This is a genomic window from Parabacteroides sp. AF39-10AC (assembly GCF_003635405.1).
In the GTDB taxonomy this organism is placed as follows: Bacteria; Bacteroidota; Bacteroidia; order Bacteroidales; family Tannerellaceae; genus Parabacteroides; species Parabacteroides distasonis.
Map to the genome: position 1 here is coordinate 12,362 of NZ_QTLP01000002.1, position 16,714 is coordinate 29,075.

General features: G+C 42.0%; 15 protein-coding genes. 8 read left to right on the forward strand and 7 right to left on the reverse strand.

The features are described 5' to 3' along the window. Window positions 1-4 precede the first annotated feature (4 nt). From DW033_RS01825 to DW033_RS01840, 4 genes are all read left to right on the forward strand, one after another. Window positions 5-880 (forward strand): hypothetical protein, encoded by an 876-nt coding sequence (locus tag DW033_RS01825; RefSeq protein ID WP_233554121.1) that lies wholly within the window; start codon window positions 5-7, stop codon window positions 878-880. A 30-nt stretch (window positions 881-910) separates the two neighbouring features. After that, a complete protein-coding gene (locus DW033_RS01830; protein WP_233554122.1) occupies window positions 911-1,864 on the forward strand; it encodes a fimbrillin family protein in 954 nt (317 codons plus the stop codon). Window positions 1,865-1,881: 17 nt separating this feature from the next. After that, entirely contained in the window at window positions 1,882-2,892 is a 1,011-nt protein-coding gene (locus DW033_RS01835) for a fimbrillin family protein (RefSeq protein ID WP_229033058.1), read from the forward strand. Between the two features lie 79 nt (window positions 2,893-2,971). Further along, entirely contained in the window at window positions 2,972-4,117 is a 1,146-nt protein-coding gene (locus DW033_RS01840) for a DUF4906 domain-containing protein (protein WP_229033057.1), read from the forward strand. Between the two features lie 69 nt (window positions 4,118-4,186). On the opposite strand, the gene DW033_RS01845 is transcribed toward DW033_RS01840, so the two are convergent. From DW033_RS01845 to DW033_RS24445, 3 genes are all read right to left on the reverse strand, one after another. After that, window positions 4,187-5,275, reverse strand: coding sequence for a phage integrase SAM-like domain-containing protein (locus DW033_RS01845; protein WP_005862537.1), 1,089 nt, complete (start codon window positions 5,273-5,275; stop codon window positions 4,187-4,189). A gap of 105 nt (window positions 5,276-5,380) precedes the next feature. After that, on the reverse strand, window positions 5,381-8,617 hold the full coding sequence (locus tag DW033_RS01850; RefSeq protein WP_057326558.1) for an FAD-dependent oxidoreductase: 3,237 nt from the start codon (window positions 8,615-8,617) through the stop codon (window positions 5,381-5,383). Between the two features lie 102 nt (window positions 8,618-8,719). Then, entirely contained in the window at window positions 8,720-8,857 is a 138-nt protein-coding gene (locus tag DW033_RS24445) for a hypothetical protein (RefSeq protein ID WP_008772202.1), read from the reverse strand. Window positions 8,858-9,783: 926 nt separating this feature from the next. On the opposite strand from DW033_RS24445, the gene DW033_RS01860 reads away from it, so the two are divergent. Then, complete coding sequence (locus tag DW033_RS01860) at window positions 9,784-10,263, forward strand: DUF2975 domain-containing protein (RefSeq protein WP_057326559.1); 480 nt, start codon at window positions 9,784-9,786, stop codon at window positions 10,261-10,263. 2 nt (window positions 10,264-10,265) lie between these two features. Further along, window positions 10,266-10,487 carry a helix-turn-helix transcriptional regulator gene (locus DW033_RS01865; protein ID WP_005862373.1) on the forward strand — a complete coding sequence of 74 codons (222 nt, stop codon included), beginning with the start codon at window positions 10,266-10,268 and terminating at the stop codon, window positions 10,485-10,487. A gap of 356 nt (window positions 10,488-10,843) precedes the next feature. Here the strand turns inward: DW033_RS01865 and DW033_RS01870 are convergent, their stop codons facing one another. Next, complete coding sequence (locus DW033_RS01870) at window positions 10,844-11,194, reverse strand: DUF1622 domain-containing protein (protein ID WP_008772200.1); 351 nt, start codon at window positions 11,192-11,194, stop codon at window positions 10,844-10,846. A gap of 504 nt (window positions 11,195-11,698) precedes the next feature. On the opposite strand from DW033_RS01870, the gene DW033_RS01875 reads away from it, so the two are divergent. Next, a complete protein-coding gene (locus DW033_RS01875) occupies window positions 11,699-11,962 on the forward strand; it encodes a hypothetical protein (RefSeq protein ID WP_005862371.1) in 264 nt (87 codons plus the stop codon). Between the two features lie 93 nt (window positions 11,963-12,055). Here DW033_RS01875 and DW033_RS01880 read toward each other — a convergent pair whose 3' ends face one another. Further along, window positions 12,056-12,289 (reverse strand): YecH family metal-binding protein, encoded by a 234-nt coding sequence (locus DW033_RS01880; protein ID WP_005862370.1) that lies wholly within the window; start codon window positions 12,287-12,289, stop codon window positions 12,056-12,058. A gap of 165 nt (window positions 12,290-12,454) precedes the next feature. Between DW033_RS01880 and DW033_RS01885 the strand changes: the two genes are divergently transcribed. Next, the gene (locus tag DW033_RS01885) at window positions 12,455-13,336 is read left to right on the forward strand and encodes a DUF3078 domain-containing protein (RefSeq protein WP_008772198.1); all 882 of its coding nucleotides are present in this window, start codon (window positions 12,455-12,457) and stop codon (window positions 13,334-13,336) included. A gap of 68 nt (window positions 13,337-13,404) precedes the next feature. Here DW033_RS01885 and DW033_RS01890 read toward each other — a convergent pair whose 3' ends face one another. After that, entirely contained in the window at window positions 13,405-14,790 is a 1,386-nt protein-coding gene (locus DW033_RS01890; protein ID WP_122382347.1) for a transglycosylase SLT domain-containing protein, read from the reverse strand. 12 nt (window positions 14,791-14,802) lie between these two features. Then, the gene (gene rlmD, locus DW033_RS01895; protein ID WP_005857064.1) at window positions 14,803-16,215 is read right to left on the reverse strand and encodes a 23S rRNA (uracil(1939)-C(5))-methyltransferase RlmD; all 1,413 of its coding nucleotides are present in this window, start codon (window positions 16,213-16,215) and stop codon (window positions 14,803-14,805) included. Window positions 16,216-16,714 lie beyond the last annotated feature (499 nt).

Below are 16,714 nucleotides of genomic sequence, written 5' to 3' on the forward strand. Positions count from 1 at the left end.
TACTATGAATATACGACAAACCATGCTCCACCTGTCCGGAGGCTTATTGCTATTGCTCGCCCCCGCCTGTACCTCAGAGGTGGATCTGGAAGGTGGACAGCCCTTGGAGGTGACGGCGGAGATCGTTTCTTCTCTGTCTACCCGTGCGGTCGACGCTACGAACTATGATAAGAGTAGCTTTAGTACGGACGATGAGATACAGATTAATGGTGGGAGCCAGACCGTGACTTACCGAAAGGATGCCACGAACGGGTGGATTCCGAAAACGGCGGGAAAATCGTTGACGGTTTCCGGATCATCTACGGCTTCTTCATTCTCGGCCTCATATCCGGCAGCTTTCACCTTTATTCTGCAAGACCAGAGATCCTATGAGAATTTCTGGCAAAGCAATAAACTGGAAGCGAAAGGCGGCTCTAACGTTACCTTGAGTAGCAACAAGGTAAACTTTACCTTTATGCCGGTAGCGGCGAAGATCACGATCTCAATTAATTATGCCTCATCAGGGGGTGCTACTACAAAATATAGGAATGTGACGGCTACCTTAGCAGGCAATGGCATCCGGACTGGTGCCTCTTCTTCTGAAACGATCGAGATGTTGCATACAGGGGATAATACCGTAGCTAGCGATAAGCATACTTTCGTCTGTATCTTAAGACCGGGAGCGAATATGAGTTTCAAGCTAAGCGTTTCCCGTACGCTTGACGGTGCTTCAAGTCCAGAGGCTACACAACAAACATTTACTCAGCCGGCATACACATTTGGGGCTAGTAAGAATTATGTATATAACTTCACGTCATCCGATGAATTGATATTGACTTCCGTGGAAGTAATGGGGTTTAAGGAGACAACGGTTCCCGACAATCCTGTTAGCGCCACTTGATCCATTTAAAATCTATAAAGAATGAAGAATATGAAAAATTTATATAATCTAGGTTGGGGATTGGCCCTCTGTTCCCTGTTGGGAGCTTGCCAGTCAGACGGGATACCGGAGGTGGAGGCAGGTTCCACCCTTGAGCTGCGATCGGTCTCTTTGGCTGACGACGCTGTTACGAAGGCTGTGACTACCTCTGTGGATAACGTGAAATTGTATTTGAAGAACTCCAGTGATACATGGGTGAATCCGGTGTATTCCAAATCCGGAGTAACATGGGGATGTGAATCCGCGCCACTGCTGGGTAGTACCGCTACGGATGTGTATGCTTATTATCCTACGGAAGAAGAAGGTAAGGCCATTAACGTAACAGCCTCCTCCGGCGTGTACTCTGTCGAGGTCACGGTCCGGGATGCGGATACATTCGATGGTAAACAGATCGATTACCTTTATGCTACGCCGGTTCAGGCTTCCAAAACCTCAAAGATAATCAGCCTTCAATTGTTCCATGCCTTGACAAAGGTGAGTTTCTATATCTATAAGTCTGCGAATGCCAGCGATGAGATCTTAACGCTGAAAAAAATAGATATACGTAGTAACACCGGACGTCTGCAAATCGGTAAGGCGGACATGCGATTGAACGGGACAGGGGAGGAACTAGGGCGTCTGAATGGCCTAGCGGGGACATCCTCGATAGAGTTGACCGGTTCGAAAATATTGGAAACCTCGTTGACGCAACCGAACATATCTTGTCTCGTAGCCCCGATGGACGCTGCCGAGCAAGTATTGTCGTTCCGTTTGACAGTGGATGTAGATGGGGTGGAACGTGAGTTTGAAACTGCCTCTATTTCTTCCGAAAGCGGGGTGAAATGGTTGGCGGGTTATCATTATGTCTATAAGATACGTATTGATAAGATGGAAGGTACATTCGAGGGCGTAACCGTATACGATTGGCAAAATAGTACGGATCAGAATACGAGTGTGGGTATTTAAATAAGAAGGGAGGAGATATGAGATATGTATTAAGTTTTGTAAGTCTATGGCTTTTGGTCACGTTGGTGGGTTGCCAAAAGGAATCTTTTTTGGAAGAAGGGGAAGGTGATAAGGTTGCCTTGGAGTTCGATCTTTATCAAGCGAACGTAACCAAGGCTGCGGCCGTTTCAGCCTTGAATGATAAAGCGTTGATTAAAGTCTATGCTTTCAAGGTGGAGACTAAGACTGAGACCGGTACTAAGACTGGGACTGGTGAAACTGGTACTCCTTCGGCGGAAGGTACTTATGTGGTGGGTGCGGATGGAAAGGTCACCGCCCAATCGGGCAAGGCCCTATTTTTGTATCGCGGTGTATATAACCTTTATTTCACTTCCTACAATGAAGAGAATGCGCCGGAATTGGGTGATGGAAATCTGGTGACCGTGCAAAATGGGCAAGATTTTATGTATACGTTCATGAACGATATAACTGTCCAGCCCCAGAAAGCGGGACAAAACACGATGTCGGTTACCTTGACGAATCCGTTCACGCGGCTTTGCTCGCAAGTGGAGGTGTCGGTAAAAGCGGCTAGTGTATCTCCTGTTACTGTAAAAGGCTTGCGTGTAAACTTTATAACGATGAAAAACTTATCTGATTCAAGAACTTATAGGCTAGGGGATAATGCATGGTATTCGGATGGAGTTGCGAATGAAAACAACGGAGTGGATTTTAGCTCTTTCAATAATTCCGTAGCTGTAGGCCTGCCTCATACCTCAGATCCACGTAAAATAGTATTGCCTTTAAGCGGGTCGGAATTACAGTTTGTAATTGATTTAACGGTAGATTATGATAAAAATGGAAATGGTGGATCTGTGCCCGGTCATTTTGTATTCAATGCTACCGCTCGTAAGACTTTCTTGCCCGGTATGTCCTATAGCTTTGAATTTACCTTGAAGTTCTTTGGTGACTTTAAGGAGACAGAACTGACTCTGGGTATATTGGAATTCACGGAAATAAAAAATGTGACAGATCCCGTTGGTGGAGAATAAGGAGGAACTGAAAATGAGAATAAGAATAAGTTTATTTTGTATACTATGCTTGCTGCTAGGGGCATGTAGTGATGAGGAAATGATACCATCAACATCCGAAGGAGGGGAGGAATGTGCTTTCCAGTTCCTGTTAAGGGTACCGGGTACGATTGATGTAGAGACGAAAGCGGGAACGGAACCGAAAATTCTTAAATTGGGAGATACTAATATATATAATGTATGGATTTTACAGTTTAAAAAGGATGGAACCGAGTTGTTGAAAGCTGTCTTTGCCGATAGGAATAGCATAACGGCTGTGCCGGGAAGTAGTAGCACTACCTATGACCAGTTATTGATTCAATTAATGAAGGATGATATGCGTTTCAAGAACGAGACTAGTGAGTTTTATATCATCGTAAATGCGGAGGATATGAATGCGACGGAGGTTACCGCCAAGTTATTTGTAAAAGAAGGTGGTATCCCTACGTCCCTTTCTGTAACAGAATTGATGGCTAAAACGAAAAGTATTATTTATTCATCAGATGGCTCTCCAACAGGTACTAATATACTATCTTCGGGACCGACTAACTATACGAAGGATCCCTCTAGCTCAGAGGCTGACATGAGGTTGGTCGTATTATCCCGTATGTACAGGGCGTTCGCGAAAGTGACCGTGACCGTGAACTCTTCAGTGGCCTCTGGCAATTTTAAGTTAATTGATACGAAACCGGTTATTATGTCAAATGTACCTAAAGTAACCCGGCTATATGATGACGACTCGACATATCCAACGATTTCAAGTCCTTTATCTACTAATTTCTATACGGAGGAGATACCTGTATCCGGAATATCACTTGGTGATAAAGAAGGAGTTTTCTATATGGCGGAAAATATCCGGGGTACAGGTTTAGCTACCACGGCGCAAGAGAAGAATAAGAAGGATATGGGACCGGGGGCTGGCGGATCTTTGGAAGGATGCACTTATCTATTGGTAAGAGGGCAATATCAGTATCCTTTGGGTGGAGGAGCATACTCTTCGCCGATCGATGTAGAGTATAAATTCTATCTTGGGGGTGACTTGGTGACCGATTACAATATCTATCGGGATTATCATTATAAGCTGACGGTGAATATCGCCGGCCCTAATAGTGCCGACCTCCGTGTAACGATCACAAACGGCAACGTGGCTGTCTTTGATGATGTGGACAATGTCGAGAATACCGTTAATTTTGGTGAAGAGAAATAGTATCCATTCTAAGGGCTGTGCAGGAATGCCTTGACGAATCTACCCTTTGGCATTCCTGCATGAACTATTTTAAATAAATGAGAATAACTTAGAGGCAATCGAGGAAATGAGCTTCTTGCATTTCTTGCCGATTGTCTCTTTTATTTGTATAGGAGGATTGTCTCTTAAAGCCATCACCTTATTTTTACTTCTTTGCCGGGAGGAAGAGCCGCGAACCAAATTATTCAACATATTATCGGAGGCCCTGTCTATTTTAGATACTGATATCCGGCCAAGATAGATCTCGGTAGTCCGTAGGGACATATGTCCTAAGGATTGGCTGATAATGCCGATTTCCGAATTCGCCTCCAGCATCATGGAAGCCCAGCTATGCCGCATCACATAGGTAGTGAATGGCTGTTCGAAGTGTAATTGCTCTCCCATTTTCTTTAAGTGGCGGTTCACTCTCCGAAGCGCGGACTGGGCCGTGACTTCTCCCTCTCCGCTGATTTTCTCGTGTAAGAAAGGGAATATCCACGGGTTATTGAAACGCCGATAAGAGAATATGATGTTCTTCATCTCGGGGGTGATCTTTACTTGCATCGCTACGCCAGTCTTGCTACGTACGTAGTGGATATAATCATCGTTTATATTGCTGTGTCGCAAATTAAAGACATCCACGAAGCACATACCTCTAGCGTAAAATAAGAAAAGAGCCAAGTGAAGGGCCGTACAGGCGTGTGGGTTCTTGGGCCGCTCAAGAGTCGCCAGATTTTGTAGGTCGAGGCTTGGCAAAGCCCTTTTCCGGGTGGGTGGGACCTTTATCTGCAGGCCGGAGAACGGGCTTTCTCTCGGAACATCCATTTGTTTATCTTGAGCGATCTTGTTGTACATTGTCTTTAGATTACGAATGTAGAAGTCCAAACTACCCGGTTTCAAGGGAGCCTGTTTCCCGTCTTCCCCTTGCATCAACCATAAAAGATAGTGATGAAGAAAATCGGTCGTTAAGTCGGCAAATGTAAACTCCGTTACTCTCGGACCTAAAAAGGTGGATAATTTATTCCATGCGCTTCGATAATTCCCAGCGGTTCTTCCTTTCCCCTCATCGATTTTACTACTGATCAATTCTTCTATACATTCCTGTAGCAAAGGGGAGTTGTCTGTTGTTTCTATATTCATATGATTACTATTTATGGATATAGAATAACAAAAATAGAAAAGATTGGTTTTATCAAAACCTCCCCTTACCAATTGTGGTAGAGGAGGTTTTGTTTTATTTATAGTTTATTTGAAAGCTTTCTCACTAATTCCGTCTCCATCGAGCCTCAATCGCTCCATATAATCCGGAACGGTACGGCCTAACGCTTTATCTACGTATAGCTTAGCCAAGTATTGAGCGAGCATGAAGCCGTGACCTTGCAAACCGACGAATAGTCCGTTATCCGGATCGATAATGTAGCGAGGCTCTACATAATAACCGGACCATGTGGCTTGTACGGGTACTGTGGCTAACGATGGAATCCAATCGCAGAACACCTCGGAGATGATCTCCATGAAACGACGGGTATTAAACTTCAACTCATCAAAATTGCTGATCTCCGCTTTAGCGTCGACAGCGGGGGAGGCGCAAGCGATAATCTGTCCGGTCTCGGCGAATTGCTGACCGTAGACAGCGGAGAAGTCGTTACGTTTCCGGCGGTCTATCAACATATCGAGGATATCCCCGTCTTTACCCAGATTCGGTAGGCGATGGGTAATCAACGCTTGGTGCTTGACCGGATAGAGGCCGGTGTAAAGGCCTAGCATGCGGGCGAAACGCTCGGCGCTATAACCGAGGGCGTTCACGAAATGATCGCATTCGTATTCGATGTATCGCTTATCATGCGTATATAATAAGACGTGATATTTTCCACCGTTTTTGTGTACTTCCACTAGGTGTGTGTCTTCCAAAACCTCACCTTGCCGCTCTTTGCCTTTGTTTCGTATAAAGTCTATCACACGCCCCGGGGTAGCTTGCCAACAATGCTGGGAGATTTGTGCGGCGAAATAGGTGTTTTGGTTCGTGTTGAAGTAGGGAGACACCTCTTTCTGGAAGTCTTTCTTGTCGATCAAATAAGCGTTGGACCAACCGCAGGAACGTTCCAGATCATTGTAGGTAGCCTCGTCGTGGGCGAACGTGATATAGCGTATCTCACGGTAATGGATATCGTATTCTTTTTGTGTCTCCTCGAATATCGTTTGGTTATTACGGGCGATCTCCGCTAATTCGGGGATCGAGAACGCTGGACGACCACCACCGATATTACGCCATGATGATCCTCGATCCGCATTAATAAGCACGGTCTTTTTACCGGCTTCCGCAAAATAACGGAACAATGCGCTACCACCTATACCTCCGCCGGCGATTAAGACTTCCGTCTTACGAACCTGCTTTCCGGAATCTACTTTATAGGTATCCGCTATCTGACGCTGCGGATACATTTCCCCTAGGACGAAGCGGGTAGATAGGGGAGCACGGGGGGTAGCGTCGCCTACCAGTTCGATACCTTTTTCCCTTAGTTTCATGCGTAGGCGGGGTATGCAGCGTTTTCCCCGGCATGGCCCCATTCCTAGGCGGGTGATATGTTTTACCTCGTCGACGGAGATATATTTACGATCCCCAATGGCGGAAAGTAGCTCGTCCAAAGATACGTCCTCGCAATGGCAAACATAGGTCTCCGACTCACACTCCGGCTCTTGCTTGAAGTCGATTTCCTCCGGATAGTTTTCTTTTACGATGAATCCTGTGATATTCAATAAGGCATCGTTTTCCATTCCTGCCGCTTTCACACGGGCCACGTTTGTTTTTGTCGGCTTCTTTAATACTTTCTCAATGATACCTTCGCCTTGTTTCTTCCCGTTATCATCGACGAGCCACACCTCGGCACCTTCTTCTACCTCGTATTCTACCGGTAAGAATAAGTTTTGCTTCCGGGTATCGTAGCCGAAAATAGCCAGCCCCGGACAATGGGATACGCATTGCATACAGCCGGTACATTTTTCGTAATCGATCTCGGGCGTTACGCTGGTGGAGCTTTTGGTGATCGCCTTTTGAGGACAAGCGAAAGAGCAAGGGTTACAAGCGAAACCGTATAGGCAATCCAAACGAACGAAAGGGAGTTGGGCTTGACGTTCGGGAGTGGGCCTTGGGGACTCTTCCTTGATGCGGATCGGATGTTGCTGGGAGTCGATGTATTCCTTAGATATTTGTAAGTAATCGTTGTAGTTGAAACGTACGCCTAGCTCTTGGGCGATCTCATAAGCGGCTTGCTTTCCTCTTAGTACGGCGGTAGTACCTTCTCCGATTCGTACGGCATCACCTACGCCGGCACAACGTTTTCCAAATGTATATTGGCCTTTGGTTAGCAATTGGTTGTCGGGAATCAATCCTGTACATATATTAATAACATCAATACCATCAATCACTTTCTCTGTTCCCGGGATTGGCTTGAAGTTCTCGCATTCGCAGACAACCGCGCCGGTGATACCTGTCCGATCCTGGTTTGGAATGGCTTTCAAAAGCATATGAGAGGTATAAATAGGTATGCCAAGGCGGCGAATTCGATTCGCTTGTACCGGAAATCCACCTTCATGGGGCATCGCCTCTAAAATAGCCTTGACTTTCGCTCCGGCTTGCATCAATTGGTAAGACGTTAGGTAACCTATATTACCGGCGCCTACTGTCAATATGTTTTTGCCGAGTAACGTGAATTCAGCGTTCATCATTTTCTGTACGACTGCCGCTGTATAAACTCCGGGCACATCATCATTCTCGAAGGTCGGCATAAAAGGAACCGCACCAGTAGCGACTATCAAGGCTTGAGCTTCTACATAGAAATTTTTATGGTTAAGCATGTCTTTTACGGCAATACGCTTATTTTGTAGGATATCCCAGACCGTAGAATGTAAGAAAATACCAGAGTGGTCGTCTCCGGCTAAAGTTTTCGCTATATCGAAACCACGCATACCGCCAAAGCGCCGCTCTTTCTCGAAAAAGAAAAATGCATGGGTTTGCATCAAGAATTGACCGCCAATCTTATCATTGCTATCGATTACGATGCTGTTCAAGCCTAGCTCTTTTAAGGTTTCCCTACAAGCTAATCCAGCGGGGCCGGCACCAATGATGGCCACATCGGTTCGATAGATCTCTACCGGTTCTTCTCTGGGTTCTATTTGGGAATCTGTCGTATAATTCTGTACTGTTATTTCCGATACTTCCTTTACATTGTCTACTTTCGTAATACAGATACGCTTTACTTCTCCGTCTACCAGCATTTCGCAGGCGCCACATTTACCGATACCGCAATTCAACGAACGGTTGCGGCCATTTACGCTATGACTGTGTACTGGATAGCCGGCCTGATGTAAGGCGGCGGCGATGGTAAAACCCTTCATTCCCGTTACGGGTTTGCCATTGAATAAAAAAGTGTGTTCTCCCTCTTGTGGAATTGTTAAAATAGGATGATTAACGATTCTTTCCATAATTGCTATTGATTTAATTGGGCTAAAATTACGGATATAATTGGATAAATGTCCTAATTTTACTTGAAATCTATTCATAAAAAAGCGATTATCCCTAAATATTTAGGAGTAATCGCCGTGTTTTACTTGAAATTTGTCGTTTTGGGTAACCGCTCCACCAACCATAGCGTCGGAAGCGCTTTCATTTAATGTTAATCCTAGTGCGCTAACGATAGGAACCGTTAGAAAAGTGTTCCTCATCCGCTTCCGCATTCATCCGGAAGGCAAAGAGCATTATCATAAACAATAATATAGAAAGTAACTTCTTAATCATGCCTCAAACCGATCAATCATCATTTTTATCTTTGTTTGTAAAACAATTTGCAGCTTGAAATGTTTTATATTCAAACAGTCGATAAAAAGAAAAGCTCTCAGCCTAAAAGAAATTACTGGTGAACCTTTTCAAACAATCTTCTGTTATACTATAAAATGACTCAGAAGTCATCTTGATAGTAGTCATCGTATAATAATTTGTTAGTAGTATTTGTTTTTTCATATAAGTAGAGTTTGTTATTTGTTTGGTCCGCATGTAGCTGTGAAGCTGGATGCGGATTTTTATTTGTTTCCGCATGGAATCCATATGTTAATGCTAAAATATAAGATGTTGTGTGTCATGATTATCTGTAGATAGGCGAAATTCGGCATATCCGTTGTTCTATATCTATTGATTACGTTAATATGAATAGATTGTTTAATTAAAAATCTTATCCGGATTCAGCGATCCAAGAGGTATATGTTGCGGAAAAGACTGAAGGTAAACTCTTTAAAGTGATTTTGGTAATCGAAGGCAAGGAGGCTATCGCTATCTTTAATGAAAAGGGAGAAGAGATGAAGTAGTTATTAATGAATAGGATAATCCAAGATAGAAATAAACTCTATATTTGTCCCAATAACCGTATGCAATGAGCGTCTACCACTTTTCAGGTAGGCGTTCTTTTTTTCTTCTATTCCCATTCTCCCTTCCAAATGGGAGATCATTGTACTTCGACACTACACTGGCGATTCAAGTCCAGATTTTTTAATTAGCTTGAGAAAGAGACTGTTTTTTGAATTTCGCTATTCATTTATTGTTTATCAATAAATATTTATTACATTTGCAACGTCGTTTAAAATTAACATCATACGTCATGAAAAGAATTTCAACAGCATTTCTTCAAACAGTTATTGTTCTTATCGGTATTGTGGCACTTATTATTTTGATTTGGTTTCCCTTAACTGAGGGACGAGCCACACACCTAGATTTATTTAGTACTTACGCTGATCCATTTATCTTATATGGATATGGAGCGTCAATCGCTTTTTTTGTTGCGTTGTACAATGCTTTTAGGTTGCTCGGTTATATTGGGCAAAATAAAGTGTTTTCAACAAACTCTGTAAAGACTTTGAAGAACATAAAGCATTGTGCGATCTTACTAAGTATTTTAATCGTGGTGGCAGGACTATTTATAAGGTTGACCCATAATACAGAAGATGACCCCGCAGGTTTTCTTGCCATTTGTATCGTAACTACTTTTGTCGCTATCGTAGTTGCGACAGCCGTGGCTGTATTTGAAAAATTATTGCAAAATGCGATAGATATGAAATCAGAGAATGACTTAACAGTTTAATTATGCCTATTATTGTAAACTTAGATGTAATGATGGCAAAGCGGAAGATTTCTTTGAACGAACTTTCTGAAAGAGTTGGTTTGACATTATCTAACCTTTCTATCTTAAAAACGGGAAAGGCGAAAGCAATTCGTTTTAGTACCCTAGAGGCAATTTGTAGAGCATTAGACTGTCAGCCAAGCGACATTTTGGAATATGTAAATGATGAGAAAAAAACAACATAAGGAATCAACACTTTGATGCGGTTCAGTCTGCTTATTAGTATAATACAACTTTATGTAGTGCCTAACTCTTGTAAGAGTTTGTTATTTTTGATCCGCATGTAGCAGTGACGCTGGATGCGGATTTTTATTTTCTGTTTTATTTTGGCTATTGAAATTCATCAAAAGTATAAACATTATGATCTTTAATCTGGTTGTAATAATATAAGGTATTAGTTTAAGGCAATATATCCACTTCCGCTTCACCTGTGAAGGCCGAGCGGTTTGGTTTTCTAACTTTACTTCATGGCGTTTAAATTCTGTTCATGCAAGACTTAAGCGCCATTTTTCTGTACTTTCCCTTGAAAACTTTATGGGATCTACTCGGTATCTTTATTTTCAGTCTCTAGTTCCTTGATCTCTTTATTCAGAAAGACAGACAGAACTGTTCTCAGCACGACTATTCCACCTAAAATGGCCAATTCATTAAGTGTTGGTTCCAATACTGTTTTTAAGATATCTGACGCTATCAAAAATTCTAGTCCGAGAAGTAAGTATGTACCGAATGCAGCTCTTAGTTTTCTTATGTTAGTAATGGAATAATTACCAGTAAGTCGCTTAAGTTCATTTCTGAAAAATGAGATGACTCCGATTAATGCACCATAGGTGACAATCAGAAGGCTTGTCACACTTATTATAGTCGCTAAGGTATTTAAAAAACCAGTAAGCATAAATAGACCATTTTACAACCATAACATAAAAGGCCTATAGAATGTTTGTTGGAAGGCTCGCAGGTATGGTAGGTTTTCGGACTCACACTTTTACACGTATAGGATCAATCATGGATAAAAAACAATCCGGTAGTACAAAACTTGCCGGGTTGCTGTCTGTGTTATTCCAGAACGTCAAAAAATCCCCAATATTTTCACTTGCAACAAAATGCGCATCAAACATAATCTTTATTATTTGAATATCAAAACAAATCTATTAAATATTTTTCTTTTAAGCCTATTTTTATTGTTGCAGGATCATCTGATTTCTTTTTAAGGAAACTACTTCCTATCTAATGGCAATGAACTTCAATGATCTCATTTAGATTAGTGGTATATAATTTAGAGATGTGTTCATTTCCCATTTTTGCTATTTTATGTAAAAGAATTAAAGATGAAAATCTGTCTATATGATTTGTTTATTTGATTAAATATATTATATTTGTAGTAATAAAAATAAAGATTATGGAAGACCTTGAATTAATATCATTGTTGAATGAGTGTAATAAGATGAGTGTTCTTGAAGTGAGTAATTATCTTTTAGGAAAAATGGATTATTTGTCACGTATAAAAAGTGATAAGTCAAATAAGATACTAAAGTATATAGAGTCTTTTGTCTGGATGATAAATCACGCAGGTAACCGTAGGCCAAGTTATGTCTCTGATAAAGATTATGAATTGATGCAAAAATCATTTGCGATTATTTATAGGAATAGTATTATCCATTGAGTAGAATCGAAAGTCTTTTTTAACTTTAGGCAAATGACTCTAGGCTAAATTCTTTTGATTTAGCCTAGAGTCATTGATAGTGTCGTAGAATCTTTAATGATTACAAACCTTTGTAATATCTACCGTGAAACCATTTTCGACAGGCATGAATTTCCCCTTTTGTTTCAGAAATACGATTAACTCATCCGCATCCATATTTTCCGCCGAACAAGTATAGAAACGCTGATCCTCACCAAAAGTCTTAACGATCGCTTCTTTTAAAGAAGCTTCTGAATAACTATTACCCTCCATCATATGAAGGACTTCGTGTGCATGTAACTGTTCCATAAATCAAATTACTTAATTATCGGATACAAAAATAAGGGGTTTATCAGCATAAAGGTGTAACAAATGTGACACCCTTTCAACTTCAGGCTTTTCTAAACAAAAATTAATCAAACCTGTTTAAATGATAGGACGTCTTATTTTTTAATAACTAAAATATATCACAATATGAAACGTATATTCTTCATGACATTGTTTGTCGCATTAACGACAATCACATATAGTCAAACGGATGATAAAGGATATGAGGAAGGCAAATGGGTACTGAAAGGTGTGACAGGTTTGAACTTGTCGCAAACGGCGATGTCGAATTGGTCGGCTGGCGGTGAGAACTCTGTTGCCGGAAATGCGTATCTGAATGGGGCATTAACACATAAAAGCGGTGACTGGTTATGGGTAACCAATCTCGCTCTCGATTACGGATTATCAAAGACTAAATCGCAGGGAATGAGGAAAAGTACCGATAATATAACCCTGTCTACCCAATTAGGATATTCCACCAATAATGTATGGTATTATACGTTGATGGGAGATTTAAACACCCAGTTTGCCAAAGGATATAATTATCCGGATAAGACACATTATATATCGAACTTCTTTGCGCCGGCGTATTCGAATATCTCCGTAGGTATGGAATATCGTCCCAAAAGCAATTATTCGGTTTATCTTTCTCCGGCTTCCACGAAGATGACTTTCGTGGAGGATGATTACCTTTCCGAGTTAGGAGCTTTCGGGGTCGATCCGGGAGATCGCTTCAGAATGGAATGGGGAGCTTACTTGAAAGCTCGTGCGGAATTAATCGTGATGGAAAACGTGAACTTGATTACTACAGCTGACTTTTTCACTCCTTATAGCGATCAATTCGGAAATATCGATGTCAATTGGGATGTATTGATAAGCATGAAGATTAATAAATTCCTGTCCGCTACACTCAATACGACGCTTAAATATGATAACGACGTGAAAACTTTTGAGGATAATGGAGAGAAACGGGGGGCGAAGGTCCAGTTCAAGGAAATATTAGGCATAGGTGTCGCCTATAATTTTTAAGTGGCATTTACTTGCAGAAAATTCATAGTTATGACTACTTTCACTCATAGCTATGAATTTTTTTATAACTATGACTTTTTCTTGTAGTAATGATAACGCTCCAACACTTCCCGCACGTAATTATATGTTTCTGAGCCACGCAAGTATCCATGCTTGCAAACAGGATCGTTATAATACTCGGGATCATTTTTCAAACGAATATATTCCGCTACATTATTATCCCATTTATTGGGATCTTTTCCATATTTTCGGGCCAATCGCTGCGCATCGTAAATATGTCCGATCCCAGCGTTGTAAGCCGCTAGGGTAAACTTGACTTTTTCTTCAGGATCCGTAATCTCAGAAAAACCTTGACGGAAGCGCCGTAAACAATCTACTCCCGTACGGATTCCCGTATCCGGATCTTTCAATTCATGCGGGGTGACACCTAATGCCTTCGCCGTATTTGGCATGATTCCCATAAGCCCCTCGGCACCGGCCCACGATACAACCGTAGGATTGAAATGAGACTCTTGATAGGAAATAGACGCCAGCAGCTGCCAATCCCATCCGATGTTTTTCGCATGTTTCTTGAATAAAGGGTCATACGGGGAAATATGTCCATTCTTTACCTCCGGAATATCTGCGGTAAAAGGTCGCTTGCTTAATTCAAAGTACCGCTTAGTAACTGCCTTGAAAGAATGTTTACCCGTTTTATCAGAAGCCCATTCATCGATGGCCTTCGCCAAGTCCGGACTACTTTTCCTTACCACCCATGAAGAGCGTTGGGGAAAACTAACCTTTAGATCGACATTGATATTCCAATAATAAGTCTTGTTTAGGCGGGCGGTGTTATCATCGCTGATCGTATAGGGAATTTCGCCCAAGGAGACTATCTCGATAAGATCTTCGGTAGCAATGGAGTCATTTTCCACTTTTTGGATATGGATTCCTCCGCCGAGTTCCTCATCCAAGTTCTTCAGTCGTTCGGAGTATTTGGTGTTAGGCTTTACGTAAACATTCTTATCGATTAATTGAGTGACATCGGTAAGAAGCTTATCGCCTTTATTGGCCCGTTGTATCAATACTTGACTGGAGATATCCTCCCGGCCGCAATAAATGACCTCTTGTTTCAGCTTGTTATTGATTGGGATGGGGTAGGCTACAACATCGACCTCGCCGGCTTCTAGCATCTCGATCAGACGGGCAGGATTCTCGGCGACCTTGATGTTTAATTTCAAACCTTGGCTCTTGGCAAAATCGTTTATCAGATCGTATTCGTAACCCATGGGTTGCATCTTATATTGGAAGTAGGAGGTAGAACTGTATAAAGTCACCGCCGTGATCTCGCCTTCCGCTTTCAGTTGCGGTAAATCCACGAAAACGGAAACGTCCTCTTTCTCCTCTTGTTTGTTACCGTTGCAACCATACAAGAAGAACAAAAAGAGCAGAAAGGGGACGTATTTCCTATACATTATATTATATGTTTATTTTTTCTCAAGCAAAACCACGTTCTCCACATGATGTGTATGAGGAAACATATCGACCGGACGGACTTTCTTGACGGAGTATTTCACGCTCAACAAACTCAAATCGCGGGCTTGCGTAGCAGGATTGCAGCTAACGTAAACGATACGTTCCGGCTCGGCGAAGAGAATAGTGTTGATCACATCATCATGCATACCGGCACGTGGTGGATCGGTAATAATAACATCTGGACGTCCGTGTTGGTTTATGAAATCCTGCGTAAGGATATCTTTCATATCACCGGCATAAAAAAGCGTGTTCTCTATATGGTTCAAGGCGGAATTCACTTTTGCGTCCTCGATAGCCTCCGGTACGTATTCGATGCCGATAACCTTCTTTGCTTGACGAGAGACGAAATTTGCGATCGTACCTGTCCCGGTATATAAATCGTACACCATCTCATTTCCGGTAAGACCCGCGAATTCTCTAGCCACTTTATATAGATTATAAGCCTGTTCACTGTTTGTCTGATAGAAAGACTTAGGACCTACCTTGAATTGAAGCCCCTCCATCTCTTCGATGATATGATCTTTTCCCTTGAATACGAGAACTTCTTGGTCGGTGATCGTGTCATTACATTTGCCGTTGATGACGTACATCAAGGACGTGATTTCCGGGAATCGTTCCGCCAGATGAGATAATAACGCTTCCCTGCGCTCTACATCCTCATGGAAGAAAACCAATACGACCATCAAATCCCCAGTGGATGCCGTACGGATCATCAACGTACGAACGAATCCCTCTTGGTTCCGTAAATCGAAGAAAGGATATCCCTCATGAGATAGGCAATATTCCTTGACGCAAAGACGGATCTTGTTCGATATATCATCTTGCAACCAACATTTATGGATGTCCAATACCTTATCGAACATCCCCGGTATATGAAACCCGACACCATTCATGCAATCGAAAGAAGCACCGGACTGGATCTCTTCCTCCGTAAGCCATTTCTTGTTTGAGAAAGTAAACTCAAGCTTGTTCCGGTAGAAAGTCGTGCGCTCGGAACCTAAGATCGGAAGTTTCTCTTCCATTTCGACTTTCCCGATGCGGGTAAGATTATCGTAGACCTGTTTTTGCTTATAGTAAAGTTGTTCCTCATAGGGAAGATGTTGCCACTTGCAACCTCCACAGACACCGAAGTGCTCACAAAACGGCTCCGCACGTTTGGCCGAGTACTCATGGAAATATACAGGTTTCCCCTCCGCATAACTATTCTTCTTACGGGTCAGTTGAATATCAACCACGTCTCCCGGAGCGACGAAGGGTACAAATACCACCATATCGTTCACTCTTGCGATAGCCTTGCCCTCGGCGGCTACGTCCGTAATGGTTACCTTTTCTAATATAGGCAACTGTTTCTTCTTTCTTGCCAATGTCGTTAAGTTTTAAATTCGCTTCGCAAAAATACTTACAATTCCGCTAAGAACAAAGAGCTTCGTTCTATATACTTAAATGAGTCCGGCAAACAGTTCTCGTTATTCTATCAAGATTGATGAAGATATGATTATGGACAGAAAGGGATGTATAGTATGTGTTTATAAATCAATATATTGCAGTTTCTTAAAATTTCTTATAAGGAAAACTTTTGTTTTGCTATAGAAAAACTTTAGTTCCACTAGGGAGAAACTTTAGTTTCATGCTGTAGAAACTAAAGTTTCTTCAGCAAAAAACTCCTGAGTCTTCCTATTGGAAATAAATAGACACAAATAAAAGAAAAAGATCATATAATTATATGTAAGGGGCAAAGAGATAGGCGGGAAATCCGATGGGAAATGGAAGCGTCAACAAACTTCCGCACGCAAATGTAAGCATTTGCTGGATATAAATGGTAAAGAATAGTTGTAAAACATGTAAAAATCTTTAACGCTATTC